Origin of the sequence: Paracoccus panacisoli (assembly GCF_042435015.1) — a bacterium.
GTDB classification, from domain to species: Bacteria; Pseudomonadota; Alphaproteobacteria; order Rhodobacterales; family Rhodobacteraceae; genus Paracoccus; species Paracoccus panacisoli.
In genome coordinates this window covers 1-13,328 of record NZ_JBHMQU010000002.1, presented here as the reverse complement: position 1 = coordinate 13,328, position 13,328 = coordinate 1, and the positions used below count along the sequence as shown (strand labels likewise).

12 protein-coding genes are annotated in these 13,328 nt (G+C 70.9%); 6 read left to right on the top strand and 6 right to left on the bottom strand.

Features of this window, described 5'->3' with window-relative positions; translation table 11 throughout:
* The first annotated feature begins 84 nt into the window (after positions 1–84).
* Both pyrG and ACFHYO_RS00195 read left to right on the top strand, forming a co-directional pair.
* The gene (gene pyrG / locus ACFHYO_RS00200) at positions 85–1,743 is read left to right on the top strand and encodes a CTP synthase (protein ID WP_394317481.1); all 1,659 of its coding nucleotides are present in this window, start codon (positions 85–87) and stop codon (positions 1,741–1,743) included.
* Positions 1,740–2,234: a hypothetical protein gene (locus tag ACFHYO_RS00195; protein WP_394317479.1), complete on the top strand. Its 495-nt coding sequence runs from the start codon at positions 1,740–1,742 to the stop codon at positions 2,232–2,234. The genes pyrG and ACFHYO_RS00195 overlap by 4 nt, the downstream gene beginning before the upstream one ends.
* Positions 2,235–2,282: 48 nt before the next feature.
* Here ACFHYO_RS00195 and mfd read toward each other — a convergent pair whose 3' ends face one another.
* On the bottom strand, positions 2,283–5,798 hold the full coding sequence (gene mfd, locus ACFHYO_RS00190) for a transcription-repair coupling factor (RefSeq protein ID WP_394317477.1): 3,516 nt from the start codon (positions 5,796–5,798) through the stop codon (positions 2,283–2,285).
* A 60-nt stretch (positions 5,799–5,858) separates the two neighbouring features.
* Complete coding sequence (locus tag ACFHYO_RS00185; RefSeq protein ID WP_394317475.1) at positions 5,859–6,449, bottom strand: hypothetical protein; 591 nt, start codon at positions 6,447–6,449, stop codon at positions 5,859–5,861.
* Between the two features lie 247 nt (positions 6,450–6,696).
* On the opposite strand from ACFHYO_RS00185, the gene hemB reads away from it, so the two are divergent.
* The 3 genes from hemB (at position 6,697) to ACFHYO_RS00170 (ending at position 9,416) form a co-directional block, all read left to right on the top strand.
* Positions 6,697–7,701, top strand: coding sequence for a porphobilinogen synthase (gene hemB / locus ACFHYO_RS00180; RefSeq protein ID WP_394317473.1), 1,005 nt, complete (start codon positions 6,697–6,699; stop codon positions 7,699–7,701).
* Between the two features lie 117 nt (positions 7,702–7,818).
* Entirely contained in the window at positions 7,819–8,823 is a 1,005-nt protein-coding gene (locus tag ACFHYO_RS00175; protein WP_394317471.1) for a hypothetical protein, read from the top strand.
* A 221-nt stretch (positions 8,824–9,044) separates the two neighbouring features.
* Positions 9,045–9,416: an invasion associated locus B family protein gene (locus tag ACFHYO_RS00170; protein ID WP_394317469.1), complete on the top strand. Its 372-nt coding sequence runs from the start codon at positions 9,045–9,047 to the stop codon at positions 9,414–9,416.
* A 361-nt stretch (positions 9,417–9,777) separates the two neighbouring features.
* Here the strand turns inward: ACFHYO_RS00170 and ACFHYO_RS00165 are convergent, their stop codons facing one another.
* The 4 genes from ACFHYO_RS00165 to ACFHYO_RS00150 form a co-directional block, all read right to left on the bottom strand.
* Positions 9,778–10,437: a lytic transglycosylase domain-containing protein gene (locus ACFHYO_RS00165; RefSeq protein WP_036703643.1), complete on the bottom strand. Its 660-nt coding sequence runs from the start codon at positions 10,435–10,437 to the stop codon at positions 9,778–9,780.
* Between the two features lie 160 nt (positions 10,438–10,597).
* Positions 10,598–11,140 carry a single-stranded DNA-binding protein gene (gene ssb, locus ACFHYO_RS00160; protein ID WP_394317467.1) on the bottom strand — a complete coding sequence of 181 codons (543 nt, stop codon included), beginning with the start codon at positions 11,138–11,140 and terminating at the stop codon, positions 10,598–10,600.
* Positions 11,141–11,230: 90 nt separating this feature from the next.
* On the bottom strand, positions 11,231–12,331 hold the full coding sequence (aroB, locus tag ACFHYO_RS00155) for a 3-dehydroquinate synthase (protein ID WP_394317465.1): 1,101 nt from the start codon (positions 12,329–12,331) through the stop codon (positions 11,231–11,233).
* On the bottom strand, positions 12,328–12,912 hold the full coding sequence (locus ACFHYO_RS00150; protein WP_394317507.1) for a shikimate kinase: 585 nt from the start codon (positions 12,910–12,912) through the stop codon (positions 12,328–12,330). The genes aroB and ACFHYO_RS00150 overlap by 4 nt, the downstream gene beginning before the upstream one ends.
* 206 nt (positions 12,913–13,118) lie before the next feature.
* On the opposite strand from ACFHYO_RS00150, the gene ACFHYO_RS00145 reads away from it, so the two are divergent.
* On the top strand, positions 13,119–13,328 hold a 210-nt coding region (locus tag ACFHYO_RS00145), incomplete at its 3' end, for a hypothetical protein (protein WP_394317463.1).

The following is a 13,328-nucleotide window of genomic DNA, read 5'->3' as shown; positions in this document are numbered from 1 at the left end:
ACGCGGAGAATCGGCTATAGCTCGACTCCCGTGATGGTCGCGGCTTTTGCCACGGCCTGCTTGGCTGAACCTCACGGGAGTCTCATGGCGCGTTACATCTTCATCACCGGCGGCGTGGTCTCCTCCCTCGGCAAGGGGCTCGCCTCGGCGGCGCTCGGGGCGCTGTTGCAGGCCCGCGGCTACACCGTGCGGCTGCGCAAGCTCGACCCCTATCTCAACGTCGACCCCGGCACGATGTCGCCCTTCGAGCATGGCGAGGTGTTCGTCACCGACGACGGCGCCGAAACCGACCTCGACCTCGGCCATTACGAGCGCTTCACCGGCGTCAGCGCGCGGCGCACCGACACGATCAGCGCCGGCCGGGTCTATTGCAACGTGCTGGAGAAAGAGCGCCGCGGCGAATACCTCGGCAAGACCATCCAGGTCATTCCTCACGTCACCAACGAGATCAAGGACTTCCTCGCCATCGGCGAGGACGAGGTGGATTTCCAGCTCTGCGAGATCGGCGGCACCGTCGGCGACATCGAGGGGCTGCCCTTCTTCGAGGCGATCCGCCAGTTCATGCAGGACCACCCGCGCGGCCAGTGCATCCTGATGCACCTGACGCTGCTGCCGTGGCTAGCGGCCTCGGGCGAGCTGAAGACGAAACCCACCCAGCATTCGGTCAAGGAGCTGCGCACCATCGGCCTGCAGCCCGACGTGCTGGTCTGCCGGTCCGAGCATCCGATCCCCGATCGCGAGCGGGCCAAGATCGCGCTCTTCTGCAACGTCCGCCCCGACAGCGTGATCCCCGCCTACGACCTCAAGTCGATCTACGAGGCGCCGATGGCCTATCACCGCGCTGGCCTTGACCGGGCGGTGCTCGACGCCTTCCAGATCAGCCCCGCGCCCAAGCCCGACCTTCGCCGGTGGGAGGACGTGATGGACCGCCTCAACAACGCCGAGGGTCAGGTCCGCATCGCCATCGTCGGCAAGTACACGCAGCTCGAGGACGCCTACAAGTCGATCTCCGAGGCGCTGACCCACGGCGGGATGGCCAACCGCGTCCGCGTCCGGCCCGACTGGATCGCCGCCGAGGACATCGAGAAGGAGGGCGGCACCCACCTGCTCGACGGCTACGACGGCATCCTCGTCCCCGGCGGCTTCGGCGAGCGCGGGACCGAGGGGATGGTCGCCGCCGCCCGCTATGCGCGCGAGCGTGACGTGCCCTATCTCGGCATCTGCCTCGGGATGCAGATGGCCGTGGTCGAGGCGGCGCGGAACCTCGCCGGCATCCCCGACGCAGGCTCGGAAGAGTTCGACCACGAGGCCGGCGCCGGCCCCGACACGGGACGCTTCACCCCGGTCGTCTATCACCTCAAGGAATGGGTGCAGGGCAACCACAAGGTCGAGCGCAAGCTGTCGGACGACAAGGGCGGCACGATGCGGCTCGGGGCCTATACCGCCGTCCTGGCCCCCGGCAGCCGGATCAGCGAGGTCTATGGCGGCGCGACCGAGATCGAGGACCGCCACCGCCACCGCTACGAGGTGGACGCCCGCTACCGCGACCAGCTCGAGTCGGCGGGGATGGTGTTCTCGGGGATGTCGCCGGACGGGCGGCTGCCCGAGGCGGTCGAGATCGAGGACCACCCGTGGTTCATCGGCGTGCAGTCGCACCCCGAGCTGAAATCAAAGCCCTTCGAGCCGGCGCCGCTGTTCGCGGACTTCATCCGCGCGGCCAAGGATCAGGAGCGGATGGTGTGAGCCTGCGGCTGCGCCCCGGCCATCGTGCGGCGGCGCTGCTGATCGCGGCGCTGCTGGCCGCCCCGGCGGCGCGGGGGGATGCGCCGCTCTTCATCGTCGAGCCGTCGCAGATGCCCTTCGATCTCGGCCCGGGGGCGCCGGCGAACCAGCCCGCGCGGGCGGCGAACCTGCCGACGGCGGCGGGCAATTCCTCGGGCGCGCCCGGCAACTCCTCGACCACTCACGCCAATGCGCCCGACAACCCGGCGAACGGCCCCGACGGCGGGCGGGCGATCTGGGCCGGGGACGAGGTGGTGGGCTACTACACCCGCAACGGCGGGACGCTGAACCTGTTCAGCCGCAGCGGCCGCCGGGTCGCCTATCGCCCGCGGGGCGGGCACACACGGTCGCTCTTCTCGCCCGCCGGGCGTTGGTGCGGCACGGTCGCCGACAGCGCCTCGGGCGTGGCGTTCGGGCTGACCCGCACCTGCGCGCAGGCGCTGCTGGACTAGGCCGGACGCACCGCTCCCGCGCCGGTGCGCCAGCGCGTCGCGCGCAGCCTACCCCTTGCGCCGGCCCGCGGGGGCCGCGGGCTTCCCCGTCCCGGACCGCGCCCCCGCGGCAGGGGCCGAGGGCGCCGTCGCCCCCTCCTTCACCCGCGCCGCCAGATCCTTCGCAACCCCGAACGCCCCCTTGATGCGCTCGGCATCCGTGGCCCACGCGGCCGACACCACGATCTTGTTGTCCACGATGCGCGCCGTGCCCTTGTGCTCGGTCAGGAACGCCACGAGCCCGGCTGGGTTCGGGAACTTGTCCTGGTGGAACTGGACCGTCGCGCCCTTTGGCCCCGCGGTGAGCGAGGCGATGTTGGCGCGCTTGGCCATCGCCTTGATGCGGATCACCAGCATCAGCGTGTTCACCTCGCGCGGCAGCGGGCCGAAGCGGTCGATCAGTTCGGCCGCGAACCCCTCGAGCTCGACCTTGGTGGTGAGCTGCGCCAGCCGCCGATAGAGGTCCAGCCGCACGTCGAGATCGGGGATGTAGCTCTCGGGAATCGTCACCGGCACGCCGAGGTTCAGCGTCGGCGCCCAGTCGTCGTCGGGCGCGCCGTCGATCTCGCCCGACTTCAGCCGCGCGATCGTCTCCTCCAGCATCGCCTGGTAGAGCTCGAACCCCACCTCCTTGATGTGGCCCGACTGTTCTTCACCGAGCAGGTTCCCCGCCCCGCGCAGGTCGAGGTCCTGGCTGGCGAGGTTGAACCCGGCCCCCAGCGAATCGATCGAGCCGAGGAACTTGAGCCGCCTTATCGCCTGCGGGGTCAGCGGCACCCGCGGCTTGGTGGTCAGGTAGCAATAGGCCCGCGTCCGCGACCGCCCGACCCGGCCGCGGATCTGGTAGAGCTGCGCCAGCCCGAACATATCCGCCCGCCACACCACCATCGTGTTGGCGCGGGGAATATCGAGGCCCGATTCCACGATCGAGGTCGCCAGCAGCACGTCGTGGCTGCCGTCGTAAAAGGCGTTCATCCGCTGGTCGAGGTCGCCCGCCGCCAGCTGCCCGTGCGCCACGATGACCGACACCTCGGGGACGTGCTCCTTGAGCCAGTCCTCGACGTCCGGCAGGTCGGCGAGCCGCGGGACGACGAAGAACGACTGCCCCCCGCGGTATTTCTCGCGCAACAGCGCCTCGCGGATGGTCACGCTGTCGAACTCGGACACGTAGGTGCGGATCGCCAGCCGGTCCACCGGCGGCGTGCCGATGATCGAGAGATCGCGTACCCCGGTCAGCGACAGCTGCAGCGTCCGCGGGATCGGCGTCGCGGTGAGCGTGAGGACGTGGATGTCGGAACGCAGCTCCTTCAGCCGCTCCTTGTGGGCGACGCCGAAATGCTGCTCTTCGTCGATGACCAGAAGGCCGAGGTCCTTGAACTTCACCTGCTTGGCCAGCACCGCATGGGTGCCCACGACGATGTCCACGGTCCCGTCGGCCAGCCCCGCCCGCGTCGCCGCCGCGTCCTTGGCCGAGACGAACCGCGACAGCGGCCGCACGCTGATCGCCGTGCCGCGGAAGCGTTCGGCGAAGCTGCGATAGTGCTGGCGGGCGAGCAGCGTCGTCGGCGCCACCACCGCCACCTGCTTGCCCTGGCTCGCGGCGAGGAAGGCCGCGCGCATGGCGACCTCGGTCTTGCCGAAGCCCACGTCACCCACCACCAGCCGGTCCATCGGCCGCCCGGCGGCGAGGTCCTCGGCCACGTCGGCGATGGCCGCGGCCTGATCGTCGGTCTCGGTCCAGGGGAAGCGGGCGGCGAACGCCTCCCACTCGTGGTGCTCTGGTTCCAGCACCGGGGCGGCGCGCAACATCCGCTCGGCCGCGACCCGCATGAGACGGTCGGCGATCTGGCGGATGCGCTCCTTCAGCCGGGCCTTGCGGGCCTGCCAGGCGCCGCCGCCGAGCTTGTCGAGCAGCCCTTCCTCGTGGCCATAGCGGGTGAGCAGCTCGATGTTCTCGACCGGCAGATACAGCCGGTCGCCGCCCGCATATTCCAGCGCCACGCAGTCATGCGGCACACCCAGCGCGCGGATCGTCTCGAGCCCCGTGTAGCGGCCGATCCCGTGCTCGACATGGACGACCAGATCGCCGGGGGTCAGGCTCTGGGTGTCGCGCAGGAAATTGTCGGCCCGCCGGCGTTTCTTCGCCCCGCGGATCAGCCGGTCGCCCAGCACGTCCTGTTCCGAGATCACCGCCAGCGGCCCGGTCGCCTGACCGTCGGCCACGAACCCCTCGTCCAGCGGCCAGACGGCGAGGCCGAGCGCGTTGCCCTTGGGCAGCCCGCGGATGTCGTCGATGGGGGTGCCGGTCAGCCCCTCGTCGGCCAGAAGCCCGGTCAGCCGCTCGCGCGCGCCTTCCGAGAAGCTGGCGATCACGACCGGGCGCGATTTCTGCAGGTCGCGGACATGGGCCGCGAGGGCGCCGAACAGGTCCGCCTTTTCCGCCTGCCGCTCGGGCGCGAAGTTGCGTCCGACGTGCCCGCCCGCGTCCAGCACCCCCGGCCCCGGCGGATGCGCCAGCACCGCCAGCCGGATCACCCGGTGCCGGGCCAGCCAGCGCGCCCACTCCGCGTCGTCCGCGAACATCTCGGCCGGCGCCACCGGGCGATAGGGGCTGTCGCCGCCCTTCCGCGCGAGGCTCTCGCGGCGGGCGTCATACTGCTCGGCGATGGTGTGGGCGCGGGCCTCGCGGTGCTGGTCGAGGTGGTCGTCCAGCACCAGCGTCGCCCCGGGCAGATAGTCGAAGAGGCTGTCGAGCCGTTCGTGAAACCACGGCAGCCAGTGTTCCATCCCGGCGATCTTCTGTCCGGCGCTCACCGCCTCGTACAGCGGATCACTGGCGCCGCCGCCGTATTCGGCGCGGTAGCTCTGGCGGAACCGGGCGATGGCGTCCTCGTCGAGGATCACCTCGGACATCGGCGCGATCTCGACCCGGTCGAGCGGGGCGAGGCTGCGCTGCGTCTCGGGATCGAACTGGCGGATGCCGTCGAGGACGTCGCCGAAGAGGTCGAGCCGCACCGGCCCCGCGCCCCCCGGCGGATAGATGTCGATGATCCCCCCGCGGATCGCATAGTCGCCCGGCTCGCTGACCGTGGGCGATTGCGAGAACCCCATGCGGACGAGGAACCCGCGCAGCGCGCTTTCGTCCAGCCGCGCGCCCTTGGTGGCGATGAAGCTCGCCCCGCGCACCGTCTCGGCCGCGGGCAGGCGCTGGATGGCGGCGTTCATGGTCGTGAGCACCACGAACGGCGGCTTGATGGCCCCCGTGGCGAGCGCCGCCAGCACCTGCAGCCGCTGCGCCATGATCTCGCCCGAGGGCGAGACGCGGTCATAGGGCGTGGTGTCCCAGGCCGGAAACTCGAGCACCGCCAGCGCCGGGGCGAAGAACCCGAGTGCCGCGCGCATGGCGGCCATGCGGCGGTCGTCGCGGGCGATGTGGACAACCGGCGCGCCGCGGGCGGCCTCGCGCGCGATGAGGGCGGCGTCAAAGCCCTCGGGCGCGCCAGAGAGGATCAGGGTTTCGGGCATGAGCGGTGAGGTAACCTGCACCGGCGCGGTGTCAAGATGGGCTGCCCGGCGCCCAGCGGCCTAAAGCCCGTTCGGATGCAGCGCCAGCCAGCGCGTCCCCCAGATCGCGGCGAGCGCCACCGCCGCCATCGACAGCGCCATCGTCCCCCGCAAGTGCCGCACCATCACCGCCGCGGCCTCGGCTGCGGCGGGAACGGCGCCGGTCCGCCCCGCCTCGGCCTCGGCCAGCACCCGGGCCAGCCGCGCGGCCAGCCGCACCCGCATCAGCGCCAGCAGCGCCATCGGCGCGACGAGCAGCGTCAGCGCCTGGGCAAACTGCCGGTCGTAGAGAAACCCGAGCCCCGCCAGCGCGCTCAGCAGGAACGCCGCGACCGCCGTGAGGATCACCCCGTCGCGCGGGTCGACCCGCCAGCGCGGGATCACGAGCGAGAGCCAGTCGAGCAGCAGCATCGCCTCGGCCCGGATCGCGCCCGCATCCTCCGCCGCCTCGGTCTCGCGCGTCCTGCGGTGCACGCGGCGCACGAGGTCGGTCGGCACCCCCAGGGCGCCGCGGCCGAGCCAGCTCCACAGCCCGGCCAGCACCAGCCAGTACCAGACCGAGCCGAAGGACCGCGTGTCCAGCACGGAAACCAGCCCCTCGATCCCCCGCATCCCTGCCCCTGCTGTCCCTGGTCCGGCGGCCACCCTAGCCCCGCGCGGCGGGCGGCCGCAACCTGCCGGACGGAGGCGACGCCGGGTCCGCAGGGTCGACCGCATCAAATCCGACTGAACCAGCGGGGCTGCGTCGCACGTCCCACCGGCGGCACAGGCGGTTGCGGCCCGGCGCGGGATCGTGGCAGGTGGGTCAAACCCAACTCTCAGGTGCGCGTCGTCCGACCTGATGCTCATGAGGCCGCCCATGCCTGCCACGCCGATCATCGCCCCGTTCCCCGCCACCCGCCTGCGCCGCCTGCGCCGCACCCCCGCGCTGCGGGCGCTGACGGCCGAGCGGCACGTCTCGGTCGAGAACCTGATCTGGCCGATCTTCGTGACCGAGGTGGCGGGCGGCGAGGGCGAGATCGCCTCGATGCCCGGGGTCGAGCGGCTGACGCTCGACGGCGCAAAGCGCGCGGCGGAACGCGCGGCGAGCCTCGGCATCCCCGCGATCTGCATCTTCCCGCACTCGGACCCCGATCTGAAGACCGAGGATTGCGCCCGCGCCTGGGACCCCGAGAACATCGGCAACCGCGCCATCCGCGCGATCAAGGAGGTCGCCCCCGACCTCGCGGTGATGACCGACATCGCGCTCGACCCCTACAACATCAACGGCCACGACGGCTTCGTGCGCGACGGCGTGATCCTGAACGACGAGACGATCGAGGCGCTGGTCCGCATGGCGCTGGCGCAGGCCGAGGCGGGGGCCGACATCCTCGGGCCCTCGGACATGATGGACGGGCGGATCGGCGCGCTGCGCGGGGCGCTCGAGGCCGCGGGCCACAAGGATGTGGCGATCCTCAGCTATGCGGCGAAATACGCCTCGGGCTTCTACGGCCCGTTCCGCGACGCGGTCGGCGCATCGGGGCGGCTGGTGGGTGACAAGAAGACCTATCAGATCAACCCCGCCAACCGCGACGAGGCGCTGCGCTGCGTGGCCCGCGACCTCGCCGAGGGCGCCGACATGGTGATGGTCAAGCCCGGGATGCCCTATCTCGACATCTGCCGCGAGGTGAAGGACCAGTTCGGCGCGCCGACCTACGCCTATCAGGTGAGCGGCGAATACGCGATGCTCGAGGGCGCGATCCGGGCCGGCTGGCTCAAGCGCGAGGTTGTGGTGGAGAGCCTGCTGAGTTTCCGCCGCGCCGGCTGCGACGGAATCCTGACCTACTACGCGCCGATGGTGGCCGAGATGCTGACCGCGGGCTGAAAAACACAACCTCAAATTGAAAATACAGGGTTTTCCGACCGGCCGGACAAATTCCCCTGACCGAATCGGCCCGATCTGGTAGGGTCTCGACACGTGTTCGTCTTTACAGGTGTTGCAATGTTTACCAGAATTTTGGCTGCCGGGTTCGTCCTGGCGGGAGTTCCCGCCTTGGCCAATGCGGCGATCATCGACAACGGCACGATCCAGATGGGCGTCGATACGCTCGGCCAGCTCAACGTCGGCGGAGGCTCGCCCTCCTCAGGCGGGGTCAGCGCCACCGGCCTGCGCTACATGCCCTATAACTACGAAGCGACCGCCCCCGGCTGCCTCTGCGAAGGCTGGGGTGTCGGCATCGGCGAAACCGGAGCGGCCGGTTACGCGAATAACTCCAGCGGAACCGCGGGGTTGACCTCGGTTTCGTTCACAAGCACCGGCTCGACCGCAAAGTCGGTCGTGACGGTGAACGGCACCGATCTTCGGGTGACCCACGACTTCGCCCCGGCCAGCGAGACGTCGAACCTTTACCGCGTCAAGGTGACGATCGAGAATACCGGGACGACGAACATCGCCGACCTGCGCTATACCCGCACCTTCGATTGGGACGTCGAACCGACGGCGTTCAACGAGTATGTCACGATCAAGGGGACGGGGACGACCAGTTCTCTGCGCTACGCCAACAACAACGGCTTCGAGAACTCGAACCCGTTCGCGTCGCGGGGACCGCTGGACGGGGCGCCGGCCATGACCGACCTCTCTGATTTCGGTCCCTTGGACCAGGGGTCAAACTTCGACTTCGGGTTCGGCAAGCTCGAGGCCGGGAAATCCTACAGCTTCGACATCTACTACGGCGCCGCTGCGACCGAGACCGAGGCGCTCGCCGCGCTCGGCCGGGTCAAGGCTGAGCTCTACTCGCTGGGCCAGTCCTCGCTCGACCCGGCGGGGACGGGGTCAGGCCCGGGCGGGCGGCCGACCGCGACCTTCATCTTCGGTTTCACCGGGGTGGGTGGCGACGTGATCGTGCCCGATCCCGATCCGGCGCCGGTTCCGGTTCCGGCTTCGGCTCTGCTGCTGCTGGGCGGTCTGGGGCTGCTGCCTCTGGCCCGCCGCCGCCGCGCCGGCTGACACATGTGCAGCGGCTGACATCTTCAACGGCGTCCCTTTCGGGGGGCGCCGTTTTCATTGACGCCGACAACGATGGCGATTTTTTCAAGGGAGCCCATTCGATGCACCGATCGCTTTTCCTCCTGAGTTTCGGGGCATGTTGCCTCGCCGCGCCGGCCCTGGCCGCAGACCCCTCGCCCTCGACCCAATGCGAGGGTGACGCAGGGCGTTGCACCCTGACTTTGCCGCTCAGCATCGCCGCCGGGAAAGCCGGTGAGCAGCCCGTCGGCGCCGCGCTCGGGCTGCAGATCGGCCGGAGTGGAGAGGAGCCGATCCTGTTCGCGCTGGCGCCGCTCGGGACCGCGGTACGACCGGGGTTGCGGGTGGTCCTGCCCGGCCCCGTCGAGGTTCCGCTGGCGGTGGACGTGTGTTTCCCCGACGGCTGCCGCGCCAGCGCACCGCTCGACGCGGCGCAGATGTCGGCGCTGCTGTCGGCCCCGCAGGCCGACCTGCAGTTCTTCCCGTTCGGCGCCGAGGCGCCGGTCGCGGCCGCAGTCACCCTCCCCGATTTGCGAGGGAGCCTGACGGGCGCTGGGGTTACCCTCGGAAATTAAGCCACGCGCGAGGCTTTCGGGCAAGTGTTGGCCGCTGTCGTTGCCATCTTCGGGTGGCTCCACTCGGTGATGATGGCTCCGACCCGTCGACGGTCTGACGAGCAGGTGGAGACGGTCCCTGCGTCTGTGTCCTCTTTCGACTGCGCCGATACGCGAGGTCGTTGCCGTGCAGGTGTCGTCGCGGTCATTTGGCCCATGCGGATTGGCCAGCATGTCCCCGCTTGCGGCTCTGCTTCCCGTCGACGACCTGCCTCCGGGGTGACCAACCCCTGCCCACCATGGCACCGACAACTCACGCCTGAAAAGGAAACGACCGCCCTCGCCGGGGCGGCCGCATGGCGTCGGCGTTGTGCGGGTGGCTTCAGCTCCCGTGGATGATCCGCACGTAGTTCGTGGTCTCCCTATAGGGCGGTACGCCGCGGTATTTCGCCACCGCGCCCGGCCCGGCGTTGTAGGCGGCGAGCGCCAGGCGCCAGTCGCCGAAGGTGTTGTACATCATCCGCAGGTAGCGCGCGCCGCCCTCGAGGTTCTGGATCGGATCACGCGGGTTCACCCCGAGCTTGGCGGCGGTGCCCGGCATGAGCTGCGCGAGCCCCGTCGCGCCCTTGTGCGACCGCGCCCCGGCGTTCCAGCCCGATTCCTGCTGCACGAGGCGCAGGAACAGATCCTCGGGGACGCCGTGCTTGCGCGCCATCGCCCGGGCGTGCGGCAGGTACTGGCTGCGCTGGTTGCCGGCATAGCGCGGGATCGCCCCGCCCGAGGTCGACACCCGCCCGTCGAGGTTGATGATGGTGACCGTCTTCACCTTGCCGTTCGCGTCCGGCCGCAGCCGCTGCGAGCGCTGGTACTGCGCCGAGAGCCGCGAATCCATCAGCTGGGTCTGGCGGGCGAACTGCGCTGCGCGGGACTTGGAGGATGCGCCCCCGAGCCTCAGCCCGTCGGCCTGCGCCGGGGCGGCCACCGCCACCGCGGCCAGTGCGAGCGCGGCGACCTTGGCCGCACCCGACACACCACCCCACATCCCCGTCAATGCTGCACGCATCTGATGCCCCTCGCCGGCTATCGTTTTGCAGGAACGATACCCGAAAACCGCGCCAGAACCATAGCGCCGGGCGACGCGGTTCCGCGGGGCGCCGCCGGATCGGCGGAAACTCGCCGAGTCCGGCCGCAAGCCGTTGATCTCAGAACGGAATGTCGTCGTCGAAATCGGCGCCGCCGCGGCCACCCGAGCCGGACCCGCCGGACGAGCCGCCCGACGCGCCGCCACGGTCCGACCCACCGCCGTAGCCGCCGTCGTAGTCGCGCCCGCCGCCACCCGACCCGCGGCCATAGTCACCGTCGCCGCCGTATCCGCCGCCGCCGCCCGAGCCTCCGCGACCGTCGAGCAGCGTCAGCTCGCTGCGATAGGGGCGCAGCACGACCTCAGTCGTATAGCGGTCCTGCCCGGACTGGTCCTGCCACTTCCGGGTCTCGAGCTGGCCCTCGATGTAAACCTTGCTGCCCTTCTTCAGATATTGCTCGGCGACCCGGCCCAGCGGTTCCGAAAAGATCGCCACCGAGTGCCACTCGGTCCGCTCGCGCCGCTCGCCCGAGTTGCGGTCCTTCCACTGCTCCGACGTGGCGATGCGCAGGTTCACCACCTTGCCGCCGTTCTGGAAACTGCGGACCTCGGGGTCCTGACCCAGATTTCCGATCAGGATGACCTTGTTGACGCTCCCTGCCATTGTGCGGCCTCCTTGTGGGTCTCGTGTTGGCTGTCTTACTGCCCCAAGCTTAACGCGGGGTAAAGTTCGCCGCGGCTCTTACCGCGCCCCTTACCGCGCGGCGGCGAGCGTCTCGGCGATCCGCGCCGGCGGCACGTCGTCGGCGACGAAGGCCGCGCCGATCCCGCGCGCGAGGATCAGCCGCAGCCGCCCGTCCACCACTTTTTTATCCTGTCCCATCAGCCCGATCAGCGCCTGGTCGTCGGGCAGCGCGCCGGGGATGTCCGACAGCCGCGACGGCATCCCCATCGCGGCGAGGTGCTGGGTGACCCGCGACGGCTCTTCCTGCGCGCACAGCCCCAGCCGCGCCGAAAGGTCGAAGGCCAGCGCGCAGCCGATCGCCACCCCCTCGCCGTGCAGCAGCCGGTCCGAATATCCGGTGGCGCTTTCCAGCGCATGGCCGAAGGTATGACCGAGGTTCAGAAGCGCCCTTTCGCCCTGCTCCGTCTCGTCGCGCACGACGATTCCGGCCTTCATCCCGACCGAATGCGCCACCGCGTGCTCGAGCGCCTCCGCGTCGCCCCGCAGCCCCGGCCCGTGGGTCTCGAGCCAGTCAAAGAACGCCGCATCGCCCAGCAGACCGTATTTCACCACCTCGCCATAACCGGCCCGGAAGTCCCGGTCGGGCAGCGTCGCCAGCGCGTCGGTGTCGGCCAGCACCAGGCTCGGCTGGTGGAACGCCCCGATCAGGTTCTTGCCCTGCGGGGCATTGATCCCGGTCTTGCCGCCGACCGAGCTGTCGACCTGCGCGAGCAGCGTCGTCGGCATCTGCACGAACCGCACGCCCCGGCGCAGGATCGCCGCGGCGAAGCCCGCGAGATCGCCGATCACCCCGCCGCCGAGCGCGATGACGATGTCGCGCCGCTCGATCCGCTCGTCGAGCAGCCACGACACCGCCCGCCCGAGGTGATCCCAGGACTTGGTGGCCTCGCCCGCGGGCAACGCCAGCGCCGAATGCGCGATCCCCGCCGCATCCAGCGCCGCCTCGAGCCGCGGCAGGTGCAGCGCGGCCACCCGCGCGTCGGTCAGGATGGCGGCCCGCGGCCGGGCGAGCAGCGGGGCGATCTCGTCGCCCGCGCGGTCGATCAGGCCGGGGCCGATGCGGACCTCGTAGGCGCGGTCGCCAAGGGGCACGGGAACGATGCGGGTCATGCGGGCTCCAGGATCTCGGGACGGTGGGTGCGGATCGCCTCGAGCACCCGCGCGGCGGTGTCGTCGACCGAGTTCTCGGCCCGGACCGGCACGGTGATCTCGGCCAGCGCATAGCTCGGGGCGCGCTCGGCGAGCAGCCGGGCGAGGGTGCCGCGCGGGTCGGGGGTCTGCAAGAGCGGCCGGGTCGGGCGCTGGCGCACCCGGTTCCACAGCACCCCCAGCGGCACGTCGAGCCAGACCGAGACGCCCCGCGCCGCCACCTGGGCGCGGTTTTCGGCGCTCATCCAGGCGCCGCCGCCGGTCGAGACGATGCCGGGCTTGCCGCGCAGCACGCGGGCCAGCACCTCGCTTTCGCGGGCGCGAAAGAAGGCCTCGCCGTCGCGGGCGAAGATCTCGGGGATGGTCATCGCGGCGGCGCGGACGATCTCGGCGTCGGTGTCGCGCAGGCTGACGCCCAGCCGCCGGGCGAGCTCCGCGCCGACGGCCGACTTGCCGGCCCCCATCATGCCGACCAGCACGATGCTGCGTTTCACCACCCCTGCCCCCCTTCGCTGGCCGCCCGGAGCCCGCTGATGCCGCAGGCCCGGGGCGAACGCCACAGGAAATTGACCGCCCACCGAACGCCTCGGGGGGCGGGTCGGGGCGCGGCTGGGGCGCCCGGTGAGAGCCGGGCACGGGCGGTCGAGCCTTTCCCCGCTGGCCCGGACGGGTTAGACCTCCGCCGAACGGGACGGCCCGGCCCGATCGCCCCGCGACGGGGCCGGGGAACGAAAGGATACCGCGAGCCATGCGCCTCTTGCGCGTCATCATCTTCCTGCTGCTGGCCGGGTTCGCCGGGCTGGCGGGCTATGCGTATTTCGGCGACATGGCCGCCGATCCGCAGCCGATGCGGGTGCCGGTGCAGATCGACCTCGGGTCGGGGCCGGGCGCAGCCGCGCCGGCGGCGGTTGCGGCGGGCGCAGCCCCCGCCGCGGCCACGCCGGCCGAGGCCACCGCG